This is a genomic window from Arthrobacter sp. A2-55, from assembly GCF_025548615.1.
In the GTDB taxonomy this organism is placed as follows: Bacteria; Actinomycetota; Actinomycetes; order Actinomycetales; family Micrococcaceae; genus Specibacter; species Specibacter silviterrae.
This window is the reverse complement of sequence record NZ_JAJLOZ010000011.1, coordinates 48,359-69,425: the sequence shown is the minus strand read 5'-3', so window position 1 is coordinate 69,425 and position 21,067 is coordinate 48,359. Positions and strand designations below refer to the sequence as shown.

The 21,067-nt window shown below is 66.3% G+C and carries 19 protein-coding genes; 6 read left to right on the top strand and 13 right to left on the bottom strand.

From position 1 onward, the window contains the following. Window positions 1-95: 95 nt before the first annotated feature. From LPN03_RS05260 to LPN03_RS05225, 8 genes are all read right to left on the bottom strand, one after another. On the bottom strand, window positions 96-1,469 hold the full coding sequence (locus LPN03_RS05260) for a sulfate adenylyltransferase subunit 1 (RefSeq protein WP_165182085.1): 1,374 nt from the start codon (window positions 1,467-1,469) through the stop codon (window positions 96-98). Next, window positions 1,469-2,401: a sulfate adenylyltransferase subunit CysD gene (gene cysD, locus LPN03_RS05255; protein WP_205678183.1), complete on the bottom strand. Its 933-nt coding sequence runs from the start codon at window positions 2,399-2,401 to the stop codon at window positions 1,469-1,471. Before cysD ends, LPN03_RS05260 begins: the two co-directional genes overlap by 1 nt. Next, complete coding sequence (locus LPN03_RS05250) at window positions 2,398-3,138, bottom strand: phosphoadenylyl-sulfate reductase (protein ID WP_262453391.1); 741 nt, start codon at window positions 3,136-3,138, stop codon at window positions 2,398-2,400. The genes cysD and LPN03_RS05250 overlap by 4 nt, the downstream gene beginning before the upstream one ends. Next, window positions 3,135-4,919 (bottom strand): nitrite/sulfite reductase, encoded by a 1,785-nt coding sequence (locus tag LPN03_RS05245; RefSeq protein WP_262453390.1) that lies wholly within the window; start codon window positions 4,917-4,919, stop codon window positions 3,135-3,137. Before LPN03_RS05245 ends, LPN03_RS05250 begins: the two co-directional genes overlap by 4 nt. A gap of 242 nt (window positions 4,920-5,161) precedes the next feature. Continuing rightward, on the bottom strand, window positions 5,162-5,848 hold the full coding sequence (locus LPN03_RS05240) for a sirohydrochlorin chelatase (RefSeq protein ID WP_262453389.1): 687 nt from the start codon (window positions 5,846-5,848) through the stop codon (window positions 5,162-5,164). Between the two features lie 62 nt (window positions 5,849-5,910). Then, the gene (locus LPN03_RS05235; RefSeq protein ID WP_262453388.1) at window positions 5,911-7,302 is read right to left on the bottom strand and encodes an MFS transporter; all 1,392 of its coding nucleotides are present in this window, start codon (window positions 7,300-7,302) and stop codon (window positions 5,911-5,913) included. A gap of 5 nt (window positions 7,303-7,307) precedes the next feature. Then, window positions 7,308-8,528, bottom strand: a complete 1,221-nt coding sequence (locus tag LPN03_RS05230) for an ABC transporter permease (protein WP_262453387.1) — start codon at window positions 8,526-8,528, stop codon at window positions 7,308-7,310. 1 nt (window position 8,529) lies between these two features. After that, window positions 8,530-9,462, bottom strand: a complete 933-nt coding sequence (locus tag LPN03_RS05225; protein WP_262453386.1) for an ABC transporter ATP-binding protein — start codon at window positions 9,460-9,462, stop codon at window positions 8,530-8,532. A gap of 135 nt (window positions 9,463-9,597) precedes the next feature. On the opposite strand from LPN03_RS05225, the gene LPN03_RS05220 reads away from it, so the two are divergent. Together LPN03_RS05220 and LPN03_RS05215 are read left to right on the top strand one after the other, a co-directional pair. After that, entirely contained in the window at window positions 9,598-10,242 is a 645-nt protein-coding gene (locus tag LPN03_RS05220; protein WP_165182076.1) for a trimeric intracellular cation channel family protein, read from the top strand. A 50-nt stretch (window positions 10,243-10,292) separates the two neighbouring features. After that, window positions 10,293-10,718 (top strand): hypothetical protein, encoded by a 426-nt coding sequence (locus tag LPN03_RS05215; protein WP_165182075.1) that lies wholly within the window; start codon window positions 10,293-10,295, stop codon window positions 10,716-10,718. A gap of 13 nt (window positions 10,719-10,731) precedes the next feature. Here the strand turns inward: LPN03_RS05215 and LPN03_RS05210 are convergent, their stop codons facing one another. The 3 genes from LPN03_RS05210 to LPN03_RS05200 are packed head-to-tail and all read right to left on the bottom strand — an operon-like array spanning window position 10,732 to window position 13,896. Then, a complete protein-coding gene (locus tag LPN03_RS05210; protein ID WP_262453385.1) occupies window positions 10,732-11,835 on the bottom strand; it encodes a polyprenyl synthetase family protein in 1,104 nt (367 codons plus the stop codon). After that, on the bottom strand, window positions 11,832-13,169 hold the full coding sequence (locus tag LPN03_RS05205; RefSeq protein WP_262453384.1) for a geranylgeranyl reductase family protein: 1,338 nt from the start codon (window positions 13,167-13,169) through the stop codon (window positions 11,832-11,834). The genes LPN03_RS05210 and LPN03_RS05205 overlap by 4 nt, the downstream gene beginning before the upstream one ends. Before the next feature lies 1 nt (window position 13,170). Then, window positions 13,171-13,896 (bottom strand): demethylmenaquinone methyltransferase, encoded by a 726-nt coding sequence (locus LPN03_RS05200; RefSeq protein WP_262453383.1) that lies wholly within the window; start codon window positions 13,894-13,896, stop codon window positions 13,171-13,173. A gap of 112 nt (window positions 13,897-14,008) precedes the next feature. Between LPN03_RS05200 and LPN03_RS05195 the strand changes: the two genes are divergently transcribed. The 4 genes from LPN03_RS05195 to LPN03_RS05180 all read left to right on the top strand — a co-directional run bounded on the left by LPN03_RS05195 (window position 14,009) and on the right by LPN03_RS05180 (window position 18,216). Continuing rightward, window positions 14,009-15,346, top strand: a complete 1,338-nt coding sequence (locus LPN03_RS05195; protein ID WP_165182071.1) for an isochorismate synthase MenF — start codon at window positions 14,009-14,011, stop codon at window positions 15,344-15,346. Between the two features lie 156 nt (window positions 15,347-15,502). After that, window positions 15,503-16,438 carry an ABC transporter substrate-binding protein gene (locus tag LPN03_RS05190; RefSeq protein WP_262453382.1) on the top strand — a complete coding sequence of 312 codons (936 nt, stop codon included), beginning with the start codon at window positions 15,503-15,505 and terminating at the stop codon, window positions 16,436-16,438. Window positions 16,439-16,489: 51 nt separating this feature from the next. Beyond that, on the top strand, window positions 16,490-17,416 hold the full coding sequence (locus LPN03_RS05185; RefSeq protein WP_262453381.1) for an amino acid ABC transporter permease: 927 nt from the start codon (window positions 16,490-16,492) through the stop codon (window positions 17,414-17,416). Next, window positions 17,413-18,216 (top strand): amino acid ABC transporter ATP-binding protein, encoded by an 804-nt coding sequence (locus LPN03_RS05180; protein WP_165182069.1) that lies wholly within the window; start codon window positions 17,413-17,415, stop codon window positions 18,214-18,216. The genes LPN03_RS05185 and LPN03_RS05180 overlap by 4 nt, the downstream gene beginning before the upstream one ends. Here LPN03_RS05180 and menD read toward each other — a convergent pair. Both menD and LPN03_RS05170 read right to left on the bottom strand, forming a co-directional pair. Then, a complete protein-coding gene (gene menD, locus LPN03_RS05175) occupies window positions 18,200-20,005 on the bottom strand; it encodes a 2-succinyl-5-enolpyruvyl-6-hydroxy-3-cyclohexene-1-carboxylic-acid synthase (protein ID WP_262453394.1) in 1,806 nt (601 codons plus the stop codon). The genes LPN03_RS05180 and menD overlap by 17 nt on opposite strands. 41 nt (window positions 20,006-20,046) lie before the next feature. Beyond that, entirely contained in the window at window positions 20,047-21,012 is a 966-nt protein-coding gene (locus LPN03_RS05170; RefSeq protein ID WP_262453380.1) for an o-succinylbenzoate synthase, read from the bottom strand. Window positions 21,013-21,067 lie beyond the last annotated feature (55 nt).

Below are 21,067 nucleotides of genomic sequence, written 5' to 3'. Positions count from 1 at the left end.
GCGACCGACACAGCGGCGCCAAAAAGTGCGGAAACGGCGGCAAAACCAGAGCCTCGACAAGCTCGACCACCGGCGACAAGCCCGGCCACCAGGGGCTAGATCACGTAGCGCTCATCCTCGTGGTCGCCCGGGTGGTCCTTGACCAGGCCGGCGGCCAGCGTGTTGCCGTCCTGGGGGTCGACCACCAGGAACGCGCCGGTGCGCCGGTGCAGCGCATACGTCTCAATGGGCAGTGCCGAGGACAGCCGGATCTGTGCCGTGCCAATGTCATTCAGCTCCAAGCCCGAAACAGCCCCGTAGCCAAACGTCTCCAGGTCCAGCTTGCCCGTCACGGCGCGGACCAGGCCCTGAACAGTTTTGCTGCCGTGCTTGATCAGTACCTTGGCACCCTCGCGCAGCGGCTTGGCCGAAAGCCAGCACAGCTCCGCATACAAGTCTTGCTTGACCTCTCCAAACGTCCCGGTGGCGGCGATCACGTCGCCCCGGGCAATGTCGATCTCCTCGCTCAGCCGCAGCGAAACGGACTGGGGAGCCACGGCACGGTCCAGGGCACGCCCCGCAAAGTCAATCCCCACCACTGACGCCTTCCGCCCGGACGGCAGCACGGTGATCTCGTCACCCACGGACACCGAGCCCGAAGCCACTTGCCCCGCATAGGCGCGGTAGTCGCGGAAGGAGGCGCCGGCGTCGAACGCGGAAGAAAGCTCCGGGGCCAGCGCGCCTTGCGGGCGGATGACCAGCTGGACGGGGAAGCGGAACGGCTCCAGCCCGCGTTCCAGCTCGTCTGTGGTGGGCAGGGTTTCCAGGATCTCCAGCAGCGTGGCACCCGTGTACCAGGGCGTGTGGGCGGAGCGTTCCACCACGTTGTCGCCCTCCAGCGCGGACACCGGGACCACCAGCACATCGCTGAGGCCGATCTCGCCAGCCACGGCCTGGGCATCGGCCTCGATGGCGCGGAACGTTGACTCGCTGAAGTCCACCAGGTCAATCTTGTTGACCGCAACCACCACGTTGGGCACCCGCAACAGCCGCAGCACGGACAGGTGCCGGCGCGTCTGCTCCAGCACGCCCTTGCGGGCATCGACAAGCACGACGACGGCATCCGCAGTGGACGCGCCCGTCACCGTGTTCTTGGTGTACTGCACATGTCCCGGGGTGTCCGCCAGGATGAAGCTGCGGCGGTCGGTGGAAAAGTACCGGTAGGCCACGTCGATCGTGATGCCCTGCTCGCGCTCGGCGCGCAGGCCGTCCGTGAGCAGCGCCAGGTCAATCTTCTGGGTGCTGCCGTTTTCCCCGCCAAAGCCGCGCCGCTCCGACGTTCGGGTGACGGCGTCGAGCGTGTCGGCCAGGATCGCCTTGGAATCATGGAGCAGGCGGCCCACCAGGGTGGACTTGCCGTCGTCGACGGAGCCGGCGGTGGCAAAGCGGAACAGGGTCAGCTGCGCGAGTGGGGCTTCGATGATGCTCATTAGAAATAGCCGTCTTTCTTGCGGTCTTCCATGGCTGCCTCGGAGATGCGGTCATCGGCCCGCGTGGCGCCACGTTCGGTCAGGGTGGAGGCGGCAACTTCGCGCACCACGTCATGGACGGTGGTGGCGTTGGAGACCACTGCCCCGGTGCAGGACATGTCCCCCACAGTGCGGTAGCGGACCTGCTTGATGACCACTTCCTCGTCCGGGAGCGGCTGCGAAACCTCGCCCACTGCCCGCCACATGCCGTCGCGGGCAAAAACTTCGCGTTCGTGGGCGTAGTACAGCGGCGGCAGCTCAATGCCTTCGCGGGCGATGTACCTCCACACATCCAGTTCGGTCCAGTTGCTGATGGGGAAGGCACGCACATGCTGGCCCACCGTGTGGCGGCCGTTGTAGAGGTTCCACAGTTCGGGGCGCTGGTTGCGGGGGTCCCACTGGCCGAACTCGTCGCGCAGGGACAGGATTCGCTCCTTGGCGCGGGCCTTGTCCTCGTCGCGGCGGCCGCCGCCAAACACGGCGTCGAACTTGTTGCGTGAAATGGCGTCAAGCAGCGGCACGGTCTGCAGCGGATTGCGGGTGCCATCAGCCCGTTCTGCAAGTTCGCCCCTGTCAATGAACTCCTGGACGGAGCCCACCTCCAGGCGCAGCCCCAATCGTTCCACGGTGCGGTCGCGGAACTCGATGACCTCCGGGAAGTTGTGGCCGGTGTCCACGTGCAGCACGGGGAACGGCACCTTGCCCGGCCAGAACGCCTTCGTGGCCAGGTGCAGCATCAACACTGAGTCCTTGCCGCCGGAAAACAGCAGCGCGGGGCGCTCAAACTCAGCCACCACCTCGCGAATAATGTGGATGGCCTCGGATTCAAGGAGGTCGAGGGATGTCAGGACATCGACGGGGTCAATCACAGCTTCAGTGACTTGGGTGCTCATACGTGTAATCCGCATTCTGTCTTGGAGGTTCCGGCCCAGCGTCCGGACCTGGGGTCCGCGCCGGGGGCCACTTTCTTGGTGCACGGGGCGCAGCCGATGGACGGGTAGCCCTGGCTGAGCAATGGGTTGACGGGGAGGAGGTTCTCCTCCGAGTAGCTGATCAATTCCTCATAGGACCAGGTGGCAACCGGGTTGACCTTGACCAGGCCGTTCTTCTCGTCCCAACTGACCAGCGGCGTATTGGTCCGTGTGGGTGCCTCGTCGCGGCGCACGCCGGTGAACCACAGTTCGTAGCCCTGCAGCGAACGGTGCAGCGGCTCCACCTTCCGCAGTGCGCAGCATTGGGCAGGGTCGCGGGCAAAGAGATCCTTGCCCAGCAGCGAATCCTGTTCCGCCACGGAGTGCTCCGGCTTCACGTCCACCACGTTCACCCGCAGGTTTTCCGCCACCTCGTTGCGGGTGGCATAGGTCTCCGGGAAGTGATAGCCGGTGTCCAGAAAAAGGACGTCCACGCCGGGGAGCTGCTCGGCGACCAGGGCCGGCAGCACGGCGTCGGCCATGGAACAGGCGACGGCGGCCGCCCCGGTTTTGAAGTTTTTCGCCACCCAGGCGATGACATCCTTGGCAGACGCGTCCCAGCCAAGCTCGGCGGCACCGGCTTTGGCCAGGGCCTTCAGTTCTGCGTGGGTGCGGACCGGGGTCTCGACAAGCTCGACCAGCGGATCGGATCGTGTCATTTCAGCAGCTCCTCATCCACGCGGTGTGCGAATTCGGCGAAGGTCTCCTCCGCCAGCTTGTTGGCCGCATAGCTGCGGATGACGCGCTCCACGTAGTCGGCCAGGTCGTCGATGGCAACCTTCAGGCCGCGGACGGTGCGGCCCAGGCCTGCCTCTTCGCGGTTGTGCGAAGACAAGCCCCCGCCCAGGTGGACCTGGAAGCCTCCTGTTGTGCCGCCGTCGTCCGTGGGGACCACAATGCCCTTCAGGCCAATGTCGGCCGTCTGGATGCGGGCGCAGGAGTTGGGGCAGCCGTTGAGGTAGAGGGTGATGGGATCGCCCAGCACGCCGGCGTCGACCAGGTCGGCCAGGCGCACCTCGAGCTGGCCGATCACGTCGATGGCCGTGTCCTTCGTGTTGACGATGGCGAGCTTGCAGAACTCGATGCCGGTGCACGCCATGGTGTTGCGGCGGAACACTGACGGGCGGGCGGACAAGCCAAGCTCGTCCAAACCGGCCACCACTGCCTCGACCTTGTCCTGGGAAATGTCCAGGGCAATGATCTTTTGCAGCGGGGTGGTGCGCAGGCGGTGGGAGCCATGGGCTTCCAGGAGGTCCGCGAGGGCCAGCATCTGCGTGCCGGAGAAGCGGCCCACAAACGGGGCTGCGCCGATGAAGAACTTGCCGTCCTTCTGTTCGTGGACACCAACATGGTCGCCGTTGACGGTGGCCTTCGGCGGGGCCACGCCGTCGGGCAGCTTGCGGCCAAGGTATTCATCCTCCAGGACCTGCCGGAACTTTTCCGCTCCCCAGTCCTCCACCAGGAACTTCAGGCGGGCCTTGTTGCGCATCCGCCGGTAGCCGTAGTCGCGAAAGATGCTGGTGACGCCCTCCCAGACGGCCGGCCCGTCCTCCGGCGGCACGAACACGCCCACGCGCTGCGCCAGCCGGGGCGCGGTGGAGAGCCCGCCGCCCACCCACAGGTCGTAACCGGGGCCGAGTTCCGGGTGCCGCACGCCAACAAAGGAGATGTCGTTGATCTCGTGGATGGTGTCGTGGTCCGGGTAGCCCGTGATGGACGTTTTGTACTTGCGCGGCAGGTTGGAGAACTGTGGGTTGCCGATGAACCGCTCGCGCAGCTCCTGCAGGAAATCGGTGGGGTCGATGATTTCCGCCTTGGCAATGCCTGCCACGGGGGAACCCAGCATGCCGCGGGGAACGTCGCCGCACGCCTCTGTGGTTTGCAGGCCCACGGCCTCGAGGCGGCGCCAGATCTCCGGGACGTTTTCCACCTCAATCCAGTGGAACTGGATGTTTTGGCGGTTGGTCAAATCTGCCGTGTTGCGGGCAAAGTCAACAGAAATTTGGCCGATCACGCGCAGCTGCTCGGTGGTGAGCTTGCCGCCGTCGGTCCTCACACGCATCATGAGGTAGCTGTCCTCAAGCTCGTGCGGTTCCAGGGAGGCCGTCTTGCCGCCGTCGATCCCCTGCTTGCGCTGCGTGTACAGCCCCCACCAGCGGAACCGGCCGTGCAGGTCGTCGTCGGCGATGGAGTCGAAGCCCTGCTTGGAGTAGATCGTCTCAATGCGGTGGCGCACGGAGAGACCGTCGTCCTCCTGCTTCCACGCCTCGACAGGGTTCAGCGGGGCCTTGCCGTCCACAACCCACTGCCCATGCGGCTTCGTTGCGGGGCGCACGCGGACAGGGCGGGAGGCATGCGCGGCGGCGGCCCCTGCAGTTGTGGTGGCTGTCCCGTTGTCAGTGCCAGGGGCGGTTGCTCCGGCTAGAGCTGTCTGTGTCATGAAACGAGCGTAGATTGCCCGCCATTGACGGCAAACAAGGGATGCAACGCGGGTTCACCTTAGGCAATATTTCGTCACGTGCCCCATTTCCGGCCCGGTTGTGCTTGGCAACCCGTAACAAGCACGACGCCGGGCCGGTCGCCTTGGTGGGCGGGTCCGTGTAGGTCCCGGAGCCGCATGTCACTGGTCCGGGCTTTGTGTCACCCGGCGCCAAGTTCACCGTGAACCCCCGCGCCGAAATACTAGGCAGCCCGGGAAACCGCAGCGTCGAAGTGCTCCAGCGCCAGCTGTGCCACCAGTCCGGACGGCAGCAGCGGCTCGGACACCGCATCGGCTCCGGCCAGCGAGAGCTGGTCGTGGAAGTAGCCGGGCGCCAGCAGGTAGGAGGCAACCGCGACGCCGGACGCCCCCTCCGCGCGCAGCTGCGCCACGGCTTCCGGCACTGAGGGGCGGGCGCTGGCGCCGTAGGCCGCAAGCACCCGCTCCGGCCTGCGAACGGCCAGGTCCGCCGCAAGCACCTCGATCTGTTCGGCCGCCTCCGGCCGCGAGGAACCGGCTGCGGCCAGCACAATCCCCCACCCGTGAGGCAGAGTGCCGAGCCGTTCATGCAGCAGTCCGGCCAGCCGCGGATCCGGCCCCAACGGTGCGGCGGCGAGAGTGCCGGGCCGGCTTGCCACGGCCTGGGCTATGTCCACCTGGACGTGGTAGCCCACCGTCAGCAGCAACGGCACTACGACGGCCCGAACCCCCTCGGGCAGCCCCGCCACCACATCGGGCAGGGCCGGCTCCTGCACATCGACGTAGGCCTCCAGCACCGTAAGCCCGGGGCGAAGGACCGCGATGTCCGCCCGGAGCTGGTTGATCCGCGCCCGGCCCTCCGTGTTGTTGGTGCCGTGCGAGCAGGCAACCATCACAGTTTCAAGGCCCATGGAGTGCTTCCTTTCATCAATACGGGTCCCGCCAGAGGGCCGTTGCAAGCCAATGTACGGCGTTAAGCGGCGGCCTGTGTCTGCTTGACGCCCCGCAACCCCGTGTTGACAATGCCCAGCGCCGAAATCACGCCGCCTGTGATGAACAGCGCCGCCGTAATGGCCACAATGCGTCGAAATGAGTCAAAGTCCAGCACGCCGCCAAGCATCACGCCGGCCAGGGCCACAGCGATCAGCCCGGCCACCCGGGAAACGGCATTGTTGATGGCCGATCCTATGCCGCTTTGCTTCGTGGGGACGGCCCCGAGGATTGCGGCGGTGAGGGGTGCCACCGTCATGGACATGCCCACCGCGAACACCAGGATGCCCGGCAGGATGTGCAGCCAAAAATTGAACGGGACGGAAGTGGTGGCCATGAGCAGGTAGCCTGTTCCCGCCACAATGGGGCCAACCGCCATGAACAGCCGGGGCCCGTACTTGCCGGCCAGCGTGCCAAAAGGGCCGGACAGCAGCAGCATGATGACCGCAGTGGGCATCGAGGCCAGGCCCGCAAGAGCAGCCGAAAACCCCGCCACTTCCTGCAGGAACAGCACCATCATGAGGCCGCCCAGCGACACCCCGGCATAGATGAAGGCCGTGGCCACATTGCCCATGCCGAAGTTCCTGGTCCGGAACAGCGGCAGCGGCATCATGGGCTGCGGGGTGCGCGCCTCCCACCAGAGAAACACGGCCAGGGCAGCCACGCCCACGGTGAAGGGCACAAAGACCGCCGGGCTCCCCCATCCCAGCCTGTCCTGTTCAATCAACGCAAACACGGTGCCGCCCAGCCCCACCGAGGCCAGGAGGGCCCCCGGCACGTCCACCCGCCTCCTGGCGCCGGCGGCAGCCCCGGCGTCGTCCGCGGGGGCAGCGGGAAGGGCCAGGCCCTTGAGCAGCCAGAAGGTGGCGGCAATGGGCAGGACATTGATGGCGAAGACCAGCCGCCAGCTGGAATAGTCAACCAGCAGCCCGCCCAGCAGGGGCCCGGCCAGGAACGCCGTACCCGTCCACGCCGTCCACCTGCCGATCGCCTTGCCTTGGGCTGGCCCGCTGAAGGTGGAGGTGATCAATGCCAGGGAACTGGGCACCAGCAGTGCGGCCCCGGCACCCTGCACGGCACGCGAAACCACCAGGAGCAGGGCGCTGGGGGCAAACGCACAGGCCAGGGACGCCACCCCAAAGACCAGCAGCCCGGCCCGCAGGATCCGCACGCGGCCCAGGGTGTCGGACAGGGAGCCGGCAATGAGGATCAGCGAGCCTAGCGTGAGCAGGTAGGCGTCCACCACCCACTGCTGCGTGGTGATCCCCCCGCCCAGCTCCCGGGTCATGGCCGGCAGCGCCACGTTCACAATGGCCCCGTCCAGGAACGCCACAAAGGACGCCAGGATGGCCACCCACAGCACCCTGCGTTCCATGGGCCTCAGCCCTTCCTGGCAAATGCCGTCCGAAGGGACAGCTTGCGCGAGTACTCAATGGAGCCGTAGCGGAACAGGTGCACGGCCAGGCGCAGGGCCGCAAAGCCGAAGACAAAGAGCTCCACGATCACCACCGCTGCCGCGGGTCCGCCCAGCGAACCAAAACCGTTCCGCAGCATGGCCGTGATGGGCGCGGTGAACGGGAAGAAGGTAAAAATCTGCACAATGAGGTTGCCGGGGTCGCTGACCACCATGGTCACAATGTAGAAGGGGATGAACATCATGATCATGACGGGCGCAAACACGGTGCTGGCGTCCTTGGCCGTGGGCATCACCGCACCAATGGAGACCAGGACGCCGGTGAACAGGATGAAGCCGCCCACAAACAACAGCGCACCCACCAGCATGGGCCAGAACTGGAACTGCAGGTGTGAGAGGTCGAAGTCCGGCATGGACAGCTGGTCGCGGAAGAACACGTAGCCGGCCACCATGGGCGTGGCAAAGACCAGGGCCTGCACGGCGCCCACCAGGAACAAGGAGATCACCTTGCCCACCACCAGCGTGGTCGGGTTGAGCGTGGTCAGGATCATTTCGGTGACCCGGTTTTCCTTCTCCTCCAGCGTGGACGCCAGCATCTGGTTGGCCAGCAGGATGATCACCACATAAAAGAGGACCAGGAACAGCAGCGGCGGCACCACTGTCTCCAGCCCGCCGGAGAGCTGCCCGTCCTTGTACGTCTGGGTGTCCGAACGGAAATTGCCCTGCACGGCCGCGGCCAGCTCCGCCGAGCCCACCTTTTCCTGGGCCGACAGCACCAGCAGTTGCTTGGCCACGGCGTCGTAGCTGCCGTTCTTGAAGATGCCCTGGTCGGTGCCGTACACGTTGACCGTCTCCTTGGCCGGATTGGCCGGGAAGCTGAAGTACGCGTTGAGGGTGCCGGCCTTGACGCGTTCGACGGCGGTGCCCGGGTCTGCTTCCACCGCACCTCCCATGGCCTTGGCCAGGGCGGGGTCCACCATGGCGGACGAGTCGGTGTACGTGAAGGAAATCTTGTCGTGCTTCTGCGCGTCCGCCTGGGACTTCGTGGAGGAGTTGCTGGCGAAGACCAGGCCAAAGACTATGGCGAGCAGAATGGGGATGGCCAGGGTGGCAATCCAGAAACGCCGCTTCTTGACGGTACGGGTGAATTCAAAGTGCACCACGGTGCCCAGGTTGTGCCGCGCCATGTTATTTCGCCCCCGTTTCGACGGCCGCCTTTTCGCCGTAGACCTGCAAAAAGATGTCGTCCAGGCTCCGCTTCGCGGCAACAAAGCCGCGCACCACCACGCCCGCCTGGACCAGGCCGCGCAGCACCTCGGCCTCATCCACGGAGTCGTCCAGGGCCAGCTCCGAATAGTTGGTTTCCCGCAATGTCACCGTGTAGTCAGGGGAATCGGGGACCGTGCCGGTGTGCTTGAGCCGCACCGTGCGCCCGCCAAATTGGTTTTGCACCTCATCGATGGTGCCGTAGGCCTCGCTCCGCCCGTCCTTGAGCAGCACAATCCGGTCGCACAGCCGCTCCACCTCCTCCATCTGGTGGGTGACCATCATGACGGTGGCGCCGGCCTTCTTCCTGTCCTCGATGATGTCCATCAGCAGCCGCCGGTTCACCGGGTCAAAGCCCTTGGTGGGCTCGTCCAGGATCAGAAGTTCGGGGTCATTCATGATGGTCACCCCCAGCTGGATTTTTTGCTGCTGTCCGCCGGAGAGCTTGTCCACGCGCACATCAGCCTTGTCGGCCAGGTCCACCCGGTCCAGGTAGTCGCGGGAAAATTGCTGCGATTCCTGCCGGGACAGCCCCTTGAGCCGGCCAAAGTACGTCATGACGTCCAGCACGGACTCCTTTTTGTACAGCCCGCGCTCCTCCGGCAGGTAGCCAAGCCGTGCACCGTAGTCGTCACTGAACACCTTCCCGTTGATGTGCAGCGTCCCCGAGGTGGGGCGGTAGATGCCCAGCAGGGCCCGGATGGTGGTGGTCTTGCCGCTGCCGTTGCTGCCCAGAAACCCGAATGTCTCCCCACGGGCCACGTCAAAGGACAGCCCGTCAATGACAGTCTTCTCGCCAAACTGCATGCGGAAGTCCTCGATGTGGATGAGCGGTTGCGCGTGGGCGTAGTCCATGGTGCCAGCGTATCCACGATCGCCGTCGATGACACGCCCGTTGGCCCGTTGCGTGCCAGCCACCGTACGCTTAAGCCGGCCCGTGCCATGGCCTGCACCACCCGAGAACACCGCCAACAGAGACGAACAGCTGCCATGCCCCTCAACCTTGCCCTGATGCTGGACCTTTTGGGCGTATTCTTCTTCGCCGTCTCAGGCTCCCTGCTGGCCGCGCGCAAGGGTTTTGACCTGGTGGGATCGGTGCTGCTGGGTTCCCTGGTGGGACTGGGCGGCGGAGTGGTGCGAGACCTGGTGCTGAACGCCGGCCCGCCAGCAGCCTTCAGCAACCCCGTTTACATGCTCCCGCCCCTGCTGGCGGCCGCCGTGGTGTATTTCCTGGTGGGCGGGGTGGAACGGGTCAGCCGCCTGGTGCTGACGTTCGACGCCGGCGGGCTGGCCCTGTTTTGCATCACCGGCACGCTGAAGGCCCTGGATGCAGGCATGAATGCCGCGGCGGCGCTCCTGCTGGGCGTCACCACGGCCGTGGGCGGCGGCATCCTGCGCGATGTCACGGCCAACCGCGTGCCGCGCGTCTTTGACCCGCAGGACCTCTACGCCATCCCCGCGTTCCTGGGCGCCGGCCTGGCCACCGCGCTGTGGCACCTGGGCTGGCTGAACCTGGCCACGGGGACGGCTGCCGCCGTCGTCGTCTTTGTTTTGCGCATGCTGGCCCTGAAGTTCAAGTGGCACGCCCCGCTGGCCGCCCGCAGTTGGGCAAGCCCGCGATGGCGGCGCCGCTAGGATTGAGGGTGCAGCCCGCAGCAGTGCCCATGCCAAGCTTGGAGAAGTGAATGTCCGAAATTTTCGTGGAGAAGTTCCGTGCCCTCGTGCCCCAGTACCTGGAAGGGGCGTGGGAAGCCGCCGATGGGATCGACACGGCCGACCTGGATGCGATCTTCACCGAGCTGGGCATTCAGGTCCCGCAGGCCCTGCGTGAATTCCTGCACGCCGTGGGCAACTGCGAGGAACTCATGGAGGCCTACTACTACTTCTGGGACCCCGAGGAGCTGGAAATCGAGGACGGCTACCTGCTGTTCCTGGAAGACGAAGACGAGAACTACACCTGGGGCATGCGCTCCGACCAGGCGGACATTCCGGACCCCATCGTGTGGCGCCGCAACAATGCCACGGGTGCCTGGGTCAACGAGGAAGGCACGTTCAGTGAATTTGTGCTGGACATGCTGGACTGGGTCTTCACCGAGGACGACGAAAACTAGGCGTCCCGGTCGGCTAGACGTCCCGGTCGACAACCGCCTCGGCAAAGCTGGCCAGCGCGGTCTTGACAATGCCGTCCGGCAGCGGCGCCAGGGCGGCAATCGCGTCGGCGGACCATTGCCTCGCCACGGTCCACGATTCAGCCGTGGCGGGGTGCGCGCGCAGTGCGAACACGGCGGCGGCGAGGGCGTCGTCGCCGCTCAGGTCGCCGTCCACCAGTTCCAGCACGGAGTTGGCGGTTGCGTCGCCGCGGGCCGCGGCCTTGCGCAGCAGCAGCACGGGCAGGGTCGGCACGCCTTCGCGCAGATCCGTGCCGGGCGACTTCCCGGAGACCTGCTTGAGCCCCGTGACGTCAATGACGTCATCGGCGAGCTGGAAGGCGATGCCCACCTTTTCGCCGTAGTCCAGCATCACGTTCTGGTGTTCCTCCGGCACGCCGGCGAAGATGGCGCCGAGCTGTCCGGAAGCAGCCACCAGCGAACCGGTCTTGTCTGCGATGACGGACAGATAGTGCTCCACCGGGTCTTCATCCGCCCTGGGGCCCACGGTTTCATGGAGCTGTCCCAGGCAGAGGCGCTCAAAGGTGCGGGCCTGAATTTCCAGGGCCCGGCCGCCCAGTTCGGAAACCAGAATTGAGGCCCGGGCAAAGATGAGGTCGCCGGTGAGGATGGCCACCGTGTTGCCCCACACCTCGTGGGCCGTCGGCGCCCCGCGGCGGTAGGGCGCCGAGTCCATCACGTCGTCGTGATAGAGCGTGGCCAGGTGCGTCAGTTCAACCACGACGGCGGCCTGCACCACCTCCGCCCGGCTCGCGTCCCCGAGGTGCGCGGCCAGCAGGGTGAGCAGGGGGCGGATGCGCTTGCCGCCGGCCTCCACCAGGTGGCGGCTGGTGGCGTCTGCCAGGGGATCCGAGTTCGCGATGGCCTCCCGCAGCACCTTTTCCACGCGTGCCATGCTCATGGCAATGGACGGACCGAGCTCCGGGTCTTCGGCGACGGCGGCAAAACCTGACGGCAGTGCCAGCCCCGTGGCGATGGCCATGGTGCTGGGGTTGGGGTCTTCAGTGGCGGGAAGCCCATGGCCGGCGTGGGTCCAGCTGTGGTTCGCGGAAGTAGTCACTGCTTAACACTAACTATTGGTAGGGATTGTTGCTTGGACATGCGGCTGGCGCCTTGGTTGCCGGTCGCGGGGACCAGCTTCTCCAGTAGTTGAATCACTCTATCCTCAAATCCGCGTTCGCCCGGGTCGGTCAGGTTGGCCATGAGCCGGACCACGAAGTGCATGAGGGCGGGCAGCGGCATGCCGGTGCGCAGTGCCAGCTTCATCACGGCCGGTTTGCCGATGAGTGCGGCAAACACCCGGCCCAACGTGAAGTGGCTGCCCCACTGCTCGCGGACAAAGCCGCTGTAGCCGGACAATGCGTGGTTTGCAGCCAGGCGGGAATTGGTGCCGGCGGCGCGGACTATGAATTCCGCCGCATAGCGGGCCGATTCCATGGCGTAGGAAATGCCTTCGCCGTTGAAGGGGCTGACCATGCCCCCTGCATCGCCCAGCAGCATGAGCCCGGGCGAGTAGTGCGGCGTGCGGTTGAAGCCCATGGGGAGGGCGGCGCCGCGGATGGGCCCCACCTGGTTCTCCGGCGTGAAGCCCCACTCCGGCGGCATGGAGGCGGTCCAGTCGCGCAGCACCGCCCGATAGTCCAGCTTGCCGAATTCCTTGGACGAGTTCAGGATCCCCAGGCCCACATTGGAGGTGCCGTCGCCCACGCCAAACACCCAGCCGTAGCCGGGCAGCGGCTTGCCTGGCTGCCCGGCACGGGAGGGCGCGGCCAGTTCCAGCCAGCCCTCCATCCAGTCGTCGTCGTGGCGCGGGGAGGTGAAGTACGTCCTGTAGGCCACACCCATGGGCCGGTCGTCGCGCTTTTCATGACCCAGGGACACGGCTGTCCGGGTGGAGTTGCCGTCCGCGGCCAGGACCACGTCGGCATGAAAGTCCCGCGTTTCTCCCGTCTTCCGCCCGGCCCCGTCCAACAGCGACGCCCTGGCACCCACCACCGTGCCGCCGCCGTCCGTCAGGGCCTGCGTGACCGAGTGGCCCTCCAGGATCTGCGCCCCTGCGGCCTGGGCGTGGCGGGCCAGGGCCTCGTCGAAGCCCAGGCGGGTGCGGATGAGCCCATAGTTGGGGAAATTGCTGAGCTCGGGCCAGGGCACTTCCACCGTGCGCCCGCCGGCGATCAGGCGCAGGCCCTTGTTTTTGCGCCAGCCGTCCCCGGCCAAGTGGGGCAGGCCCATGAGTTGCATTTCGCGCACGGCGCGCGGCGTCAGGCCGTCGCCGCACACCTTTTCCCGCGGGAAGCGGGTCTTTTCCAGCACGATGGTTTCGATCCCGGCGGAGGCAAGGTGCCACGCTGCGGTGGAACCGGCGGGGCCGGCCCCAACGATAAGTACCTTCATCTCAGTTCGCGGTGGGCTTCGGCGAAGGGGCGGCGGAAGGCTTCACAGCGCGGTGCACTGCCACAATGCCGCCACTCAAATTCCTGTAGGCAACAGCGTCCCAGCCGGATTCTGTGAGCCAGGCCGAGAGGTTGTCCTGGTCCGGCCAGGCACGGATGGACTCCGCCAGATACACGTAGGCGTCCGGGTTGGAAGCAGTTTTCCGGGCCACGGCCGGCAGGGCGCGCATCAGGTATTCGGTGTAAACGGTGCGGAACGGGGCAAAGGTGGGGTGGGAGAATTCTGCCACCACCAGCTTGCCGCCCGGCTTGGTGACGCGCAGCATCTCCCGCAGCGCCTTCTTCGGGTCGATGACGTTGCGCAGGCCAAAGGAAATGGTGCTGGCGTCAAAGGAGTTGTCCGCGAAGGGCAGGCTGGTGGCGTCGCCGGCAATGAAGTCAATGTCCGGGCGGCGGCGCTTGCCCACCCTGAGCATGCCCACGGAGAAGTCGCAGGCCACCACATGAATGCCGGCGTCGGCGTACGGTTCGCTGGAGGTTCCGGTTCCCGCCGCGAGATCCAGCACGCGCTGGCCGGCCGATGCGCCGACGGCGTCAAAGACTATCCGGCGCCAGCGGCGCGTCTGCCCCATCGACAGGATGTCGTTGACAATGTCGTATTTGGGGGCCACGTCGTCAAACATGGCTGCCACTTCTGCCGGACGCTTCTCAAGGGATGCACGGTTCACCCCCTAAGTGTCTCAAACTTTGCCCGTGTTCGTGCATCGGGCCTGGGTACCTGTGGGCCATCCCACGGCCCGCCAACGCCGGGCTGCCCCAAGCGAGTAATCTTGATCCATCATGACTGCATCCCCCGGCACGCCCGCGCTGCGCACCCTGACCACGGCCCTGGACGCCGCTGCACTGGGTGAATATTCCGCCACCTCTCCCGCCGAACTGCTCCGCACCGACGCGTTTTGCTGGCTGCGACGCGGTGAGGGCCTGCTCGGTTTTGGCGAAATTGCCAGCTTTTCCGGCACGGGCCCGGAACGCTTTGCCGACGCCGAAGAGTGGTGGAAGCAGGTGCTCGCCCAAGCCCAGGTCCAGGACCCCGTCCGCATCCCAGGCACAGGGGCCCTGGCTTTCGGCTCCTTTGCCTTCTCCAAAACCAGCTCCCACCCATCCGTACTGGTCATCCCGGCACTGGTGGTGGGATTCCGCGACGGCACGGCCTGGCTCACCCAGCTGACGGTTGACGGCACCGCGCCCACCTCCGCTTCCGCACACGCGCTGCTGTGTGCGGCACTGGCGTCCGGCGAGTCCGCCTTCCAAGCCACAGGCACGACGCCGGAGGGCGCCTCCGCCGGTTCGCTCACCTCAGGCGCGCTCAGCGAGGAGGAGTGGAAGGAATCCGTCACCGCGGGTGTCAGGGCCATTGCCGAAGGCGGCCTGGACAAGGTGGTTTTGGCCCGCGATGTGGTGGCCACGTTCGCCGAACCGCTGCGGCGTGTCTCAATCCTGCAACGATTGACGGCACTGTACGGGGAATGCTGGACGTACGGGGTGCGCGGGCTGGTGGGCGCCACGCCGGAAATTTTGATCAAGGTGGACGGCACCACGGCCCAGGCCCGGGTGTTGGCCGGCACCCTGGACCGGGAGGACGAGCCGGCCGGCTCCGTGGACTTCGCCGCCACCGTTTTGGGCGGCTCCGACAAGCAGCGGCAGGAGCATGATTTTGCCGTCCGGTCCCTGACCCGGCAACTGGCCCCGTTCGCCACCGACCTGTCCTTCCCGGCTGTTCCGTTCATCCTTGAACTGCCAAACGTGTGGCACCTGGCCTCCGACGTGACGGCCGAGCTGGCAGGCATTGACGGCCACCTGCCCACGTCCCTGGCCCTCGTGGAGGCCCTGCACCCCACGGCAGCCGTGTGCGGCACCCCCCGGGACAACGCCGGGAAGTTGATTCTGGAACTGGAGAAAATGGACCGCGGCCCCTACGCCGGTCCCGTTGGCTGGCTGGATGGTGCCGGCAATGGCGAGTGGGGAATCGCCCTGCGCGGAGCAGTGCTGGAATCGCCCCACCAGGCACGGCTCTACGCCGGAGCGGGCATTGTGGAGGCGTCAGACCCCGAGGCCGAATTGGCGGAGACATGGGCGAAGTTCCGTCCCATGCTCCAAGCCCTGGGACTGCACGGCTAACAGAGTCCGGAATTACAGACAGCGTCCTTCCCCGACCCCTTGCAAAGCGGCCGAAAAAGTTGTTCAATAGTGAAACATCGTTTACCGTGATGCAAATCACAGGGCGCTACACTAGATTCCATCGCTCTGCTCCAGCCAAGAAACAAAGGGTAAAACATGCAAATTTCAACTAGGCTGACCGTTCGCCTGGCTACTGTCGCCGCCGTCGCCGCATTGGCGATGACAGGCTGCACCACCGCATCCCAGGACGGAGGCTCAGGGTCCTCCAACGGCGCGTCCGCCCCGGCAACCTTTGACCCCAGCACCGTGGCCAAGGATGATGCACTTATTGCCCTGCTCCCGGCAGCCCTGAAGGACAAGGCCACCATTGACGTTGGCTCCGACACGTCCTATGAGCCGGCCGAATTCCTGGACAAGGACGGCCAAACCCCCATCGGCTACGACGTCGACCTGGCCAAGGCCATCGCCGCCACGCTGGGCAAGAAGGCCGTGGTCCACACAGCCGACTTCTCCTCCATCCTGCCAAAGCTCGGCACTGTGTACGATCTGGGAATTTCCTCCTTCACGATCAACCCGGAGCGTTCCAAGGCCGTGAACTTCGTCAGCTACTTCAACGCCGGCGTGCTGTGGGCGGTTCAGAAGGGCAACCCCAAGGGCATCACCATGGACAACCTCTGCGGCAAGAAGGTGGGCGTCCAGACGGGAACGGTTGAGGAAGATCCCGACGTCAAGGACCGCTCGGCCAAGTGCGTGGCGGCCGGCAAGCCCGCCATCACCATTGTTTCGCTGAAGAACCAGACGGATGTCACCACCCGCCTGGTGGGCGGCACCATCGACGCCATGAGCGCCGACTCCCCCATCATCAAGAATGCCCTGGCCAAGACCAACGGGCAGCTTGAGACCTTGGGTGCCGTTTATGACTCCGCACAGCAGGGCATTGCCATTGCCAAGACGGACACAGTGTTCGCCGGAGTCGTTGAAAAGGTCATGAACAAGCTGATCCAGGACGGCACATACACCAAGATCCTCACGAACTGGAACAACACGGACGGCGCCCTGCCCAAGGCCGTGCTGAACCCGACGGCGGGCTAACCGTTGAGCCGTCTCCTCACGCGCCGGCCTTCCCATCACGCGGGTGTCGACGTGGAACTGATTGATGCAGTTCCCGTTCGCCACCCGTGGCGGTGGGTTGGGGCCGCCGTCATCCTGCTGGTGTTGGTGCTGGTCATCCAGTCGATGACCACCAACCCCAAGTTCTACTGGGGCACCTTCCGGACCTACCTCTTCGACGTGCTGGTGATCCAGGGCGTGGGGTGGACCCTGATCCTGACGGTCACCTCCATGGTCATTGCCATTGTGCTGGCCATCCTCCTGGCGTTCATGCGCCAGTCGGACAATCCCTTGTTCAGGTACGTTTCCTGGGTCTGGGTCTGGTTCTTCCGCGGCACTCCCGTTTACACCCAGCTCCTCTTTTGGGGCTCCGTGGGCGCCTTGTATCCAAAGATCATTGTGGGGGTCCCTTTCGGACCTGAGCTGTTTTCCTGGGACACGGCCACTGTCATCAACGCCACCGTTGCCGCCATCGTGGGCCTGGGCCTGAATGAATCGGCATACCTCGCGGAGATCTTCCGTGCCGGGCTCAAGTCCGTGGACAACGGCCAGATGGAAGCTGCCGAGGCGCTGGGCATGCGCCGCTCAAAGGTCATGTGGCGGATCATCCTGCCACAGGCCATGCGGGTCATCATCCCGCCCACGGGCAATGAAACCATCGGCATGCTCAAGACCACCTCGCTGGTCTTGGCTGTCCCGTTCACCCTGGACCTGACGTTCGTCACCAACGCATTGGCGAGCAGGACGTTCCTGCCCATCCCGCTGCTGATGGTGGCCGCATTCTGGTACCTCGTCATCACCTCGGTGCTGATGGTGGGCCAGTACTACATTGAGCGCCACTTCGGCAAGGGCGTGGACAACGTCACAAAGGCACCCGTCAAGGCCACGGCGGCCGTGGCCGCAGCGCACGCAAAACCGGTGGAAACGTCCGGTGGAACCACGGAAGGCGGCCAGTCATGACCGAGACCGCACCATTGAAAGAGCAGGCCACGGCCCGGACCAAGCCGCTCGTGGAAATCCAGGGCGTGCACAAGCTCTTCGGCGACCACCATGTCCTCAAGGGCATTGACATGACCGTCCGGCAGGGCGAAGTCTCCGTCATCATCGGTCCGTCCGGTTCCGGCAAGTCGACGCTGCTGCGCTGCATCAACCTGTTGGAGACCATCAGCGCCGGCCGGATCTACGTCCATGACGACCTCATCGGCTACCACGAGGTCAACGGCAAATTGCACGACCTGAACGCCAAGCAAATCGCGGCCCAGCGCCGGGAAATTGGCATGGTGTTCCAGCGCTTCAACTTGTTCCCGCACAAGACCGCGCTGCAGAACGTGATTGAGGCACCCACGCAGGTCAAGCGCCAGTCCAAGTCGGCGGCAAAGTTGAAAGCGCTGGAACTGTTGGAGATGGTGGGCCTGTCCGACCGCGCCAACTTCTACCCGTCACAGCTTTCCGGCGGCCAGCAGCAGCGCGTTGCCATTGCCCGGGCCCTGGCCATGGAGCCGGAACTGATGCTCTTCGACGAGCCCACTTCCGCCCTTGACCCGGAGCTGGTCGGTGACGTCCTGGAGGTCATGAAGAACCTGGCCAAGTCCGGCATGACGATGATCGTGGTCACCCACGAGATCGGCTTTGCCCGCGAAGTGGGCGACACCCTGACGTTCATGGACGGCGGGGTGGTGGTGGAGAGCGGCAATCCGCGCGACATCATCGCCAACCCGCAGCACCACCGGACCCAGGAATTCCTCAGCCGCGTCCTTTAGCCGCCCCGCGGTTCAGGGCTGCACGGATGTTTTCGTGCAGCCCGCGCAGGCCCTCCCGGGTGGCCGCGACCTCAATGAGGCTGCGGCCGCGCACGGGAGGGGCCAGCGCGGCGGCGAGCTCCGCCGCCGTGCGCACAAGCGTGTGGCGCCACCCGAAGGCTCCGGCCAGCGCCCCCAGCTCCGCCGTGTGGGGCGTGCCAAAGAAGCGCTCGACGGCGGCCGCATAGTTGGGTGCCGCAGCCAGCCTCCCGTGTTCCAGGACGGAGAAGATGCCGCCGCCGCCGTCGTTCAGGACGATGAGCTGGATGTCCGGCTCCTGCTCCCCCGCACCCAACAGCAGCGCACCGGCGTCGTGCAAGAACGTGACATCGCCCAGCAGCACCCGGGTGGGCGATCCCGAGGCCAGGGCTATGCCCATGGCGGTGGCAATGGTGCCGTCGATCCCGGCCAGGCCGCGGTTGGCATGGACACCGGGCTGGGCGTCAGCGTCCAGCCCGGGGCGTCCCGCCAAATCCACGTCGCGAATGGGGTTTGACGAGCCCAGCATGAGGTTGCCGGCCCGGCCCAGGCCGGCGTCGCCCCGCACGGAATCTTCCTGGGCCCGGGCCCAGACGGCGCGGGCCACGGCAGGACCGGACAGCGTTCCAGGGTGGGCCGAGTCCAGCGCTGAATCCAAGGCAGGGTCCAAGGCTGAGTCCAGGGCGCTTTCCGCCCCGGCTGCCTCATCCTGCCAGGCCGCCAGCCAGCCGTCCGGGCCGCAGCCGGCAAAACCTACCAATTGGCCCCATTGCGTGAGCACCAGTTCCGGGCGGCGGCCGGCCTCAAACCAGGCCACCGGGCGGGGAACATAGAGCGCCCGCTCCAGGTCCGGCCGGGCCAGCAGCTGGGCAACGGGCCTGGACAGCGTGGGGCGGCCAAACACCACCACGCGTTCAATCGGCGCCGCGGAATCCGGGCCGAAGTGGTCCAGCAGCAGCCGGTACGGGCCGATGGCATTGGGGCCGAATCGGGCGTTTGAGGAGGGCTCGGCCAGCAGCGGCAGGCCCAGGGTGCGGGCAAAGTGTTCCGCCCCCGGACCGGCCCCGTGCCCGGCCAGGACCACGGTGCGGTGCCTGGCGGCGGGCAGGGCGATGGCCGGAAAGACTTCCACTGATCGAGCCTGGAGCCCCGTTGATCGAGCCTGTCGAGATCCAGGGGTTTCGCCAGGCTCAACCAGCGGCGCAGGATCAACCACCGGCGCCAAATGTTCCCATTCGGAACCGTCAAGGGCGGGCGTCAGCGGGTCGCGGAAGGCCAAATTTACCTGGGCGGGTCCGGCCGGAATGCCCTCCAGGCGTCCCTTGGCCGCACTGAGCGCCGTGTCGATGGCGCTGGTGGGGTCAACCCCGGCGGCAACGTCAGTGGCAAAGCGCACATGCTCGCCAAAAAGGTCCAGTTGAACTGTGGTTTGGTTGGCACCGGTGCCCCGCAGTTCCTCGGGGCGGTCGGCCGAAAGCACCAGCAGCGGCGTGCCGGAATGGTTGGCCTCCATGACGGCGGGCATCAGGTTCCCCACGGCCGTGCCGGAGGTGGTCAGCACGGCGGCCGGCGCCCCGGAGCCCTGCGCCAATCCGAGTGCCGTGAACCCTGCAACGCGCTCGTCAATCCGGACATAGGCGGTGAGCCGACCGTCCGCTTCGGCCTCGGCGAGCGCATATACGAGGGGCGCACTGCGGGATCCGGGGGCCACCACCACGTGGCGCACCCCGCCGCGTTCCAGTGCATCCACCACGTACCGGGCAGCGTCCATTGAATTCAGTAACGTCACGCCACCACTCTAGCCATGCCGGGCTACAGCAGGGCAAAGCAGCGGCGGAGGCGGGCCAGCCACCAGTCGCGGCGTTCGGGCGCGGCGGCGAAGCGCTCCAGGAGGGACGGGTCCGCGGCGACATCGCGCACCGAGATGCCACCAGACGCGGCAACCAGGCTGTCGGCGGCCACGTCGGCGGCCATCAGGGAGACAGTGCCGAGGCCGCAGGCGTACGGGAGGTCCGGCAGGGACGCTGCCAGCGCCAGTCCGGCGCGGATGCCCACGGAGGAGTCCAGGGCGGAACTGACCACGGCCGGGAGCCCGGCCTCCGCCACGATGTCCAGCGCACGGCGCACGCCGCCCAGGGGCGCCGCCTTGACCACCAGGAGGTCGGCCGCCCCGGCGCGGGCCACGGCAAGCGGGTCGGCGGCCTTCCTGACGCTCTCATCCGCCGCAATCAGCACCGAGCCTTCCATGGCGCGGCGCACCGCGGCCAGTTCAGGCACGGTGGCCACCGGCTGCTCGGCGTATTCCAGCCCGAACACGGACATCGCCGCCAGCGCCTGCACGGCCTGGTCCACGTCCCAGCCGCCATTCGCGTCAACGCGGATCCGCGCATGCGGCAGCTGCTGCCTCACGGATGCCACGCGCGCCATGTCATCACGCAATGACTGGCCGGCCTCAGCCACCTTGACCTTCACGGTGTGCACGGCGTCAAAGGCGCCGAGCACGTTCGCTACCTCGTCGGCGGAGACGGCCGGGACCGTGGCATTGACGGGTATCCAGCCGCGCACCGGGGCGGGGTACCCGTCCCAGCCCGCTTCCACGGCCGATGCCAGCCACCTGGCCGATTCGCCGTCGTCGTACTCCAGAAAGGGGCCAAACTCGGCCCAGCCCGCGGGCCCCTCAAGCAGCAGCACCTCACGCTCCAGCACGCCTCGGAACTTCACCCGCATGGGCAGCGTGACGACATGGGCGCAGGCGAGCAGTTCTTCCAGGGACGGCATGTGAACACTGTAGCGCCGCCAGCTTCCTCCCAAGAATCCATGGGATCCTAGTCTG

Excerpts from the sequence above, each read along its gene's own strand:
- LPN03_RS05260 (WP_165182085.1), bottom strand. The coding sequence starts at position 1,469 with ATGAGCATCATCGAAGCCCCACTCGCGCAGCTGACCCTGTTCCGCTTT.
- cysD (WP_205678183.1), bottom strand. The coding sequence starts at position 2,401 with ATGAGCACCCAAGTCACTGAAGCTGTGATTGACCCCGTCGATGTCCTG.
- LPN03_RS05250 (WP_262453391.1), bottom strand. The coding sequence starts at position 3,138 with ATGACACGATCCGATCCGCTGGTCGAGCTTGTCGAGACCCCGGTCCGC.
- LPN03_RS05245 (WP_262453390.1), bottom strand. The coding sequence starts at position 4,919 with ATGACACAGACAGCTCTAGCCGGAGCAACCGCCCCTGGCACTGACAAC.
- LPN03_RS05240 (WP_262453389.1), bottom strand. The coding sequence starts at position 5,848 with ATGGGCCTTGAAACTGTGATGGTTGCCTGCTCGCACGGCACCAACAAC.
- LPN03_RS05235 (WP_262453388.1), bottom strand. The coding sequence starts at position 7,302 with ATGGAACGCAGGGTGCTGTGGGTGGCCATCCTGGCGTCCTTTGTGGCG.
- LPN03_RS05230 (WP_262453387.1), bottom strand. The coding sequence starts at position 8,528 with ATGGCGCGGCACAACCTGGGCACCGTGGTGCACTTTGAATTCACCCGT.
- LPN03_RS05225 (WP_262453386.1), bottom strand. The coding sequence starts at position 9,462 with ATGGACTACGCCCACGCGCAACCGCTCATCCACATCGAGGACTTCCGC.
- LPN03_RS05220 (WP_165182076.1), top strand. The coding sequence starts at position 9,598 with ATGCCCCTCAACCTTGCCCTGATGCTGGACCTTTTGGGCGTATTCTTC.
- LPN03_RS05215 (WP_165182075.1), top strand. The coding sequence starts at position 10,293 with ATGTCCGAAATTTTCGTGGAGAAGTTCCGTGCCCTCGTGCCCCAGTAC.
- LPN03_RS05205 (WP_262453384.1), bottom strand. The coding sequence starts at position 13,169 with ATGAAGGTACTTATCGTTGGGGCCGGCCCCGCCGGTTCCACCGCAGCG.
- LPN03_RS05195 (WP_165182071.1), top strand. The coding sequence starts at position 14,009 with ATGACTGCATCCCCCGGCACGCCCGCGCTGCGCACCCTGACCACGGCC.
- LPN03_RS05190 (WP_262453382.1), top strand. The coding sequence starts at position 15,503 with ATGCAAATTTCAACTAGGCTGACCGTTCGCCTGGCTACTGTCGCCGCC.
- LPN03_RS05180 (WP_165182069.1), top strand. The coding sequence starts at position 17,413 with ATGACCGAGACCGCACCATTGAAAGAGCAGGCCACGGCCCGGACCAAG.
- menD (WP_262453394.1), bottom strand. The coding sequence starts at position 20,005 with ATGGACGCTGCCCGGTACGTGGTGGATGCACTGGAACGCGGCGGGGTG.
- LPN03_RS05170 (WP_262453380.1), bottom strand. The coding sequence starts at position 21,012 with ATGCCGTCCCTGGAAGAACTGCTCGCCTGCGCCCATGTCGTCACGCTG.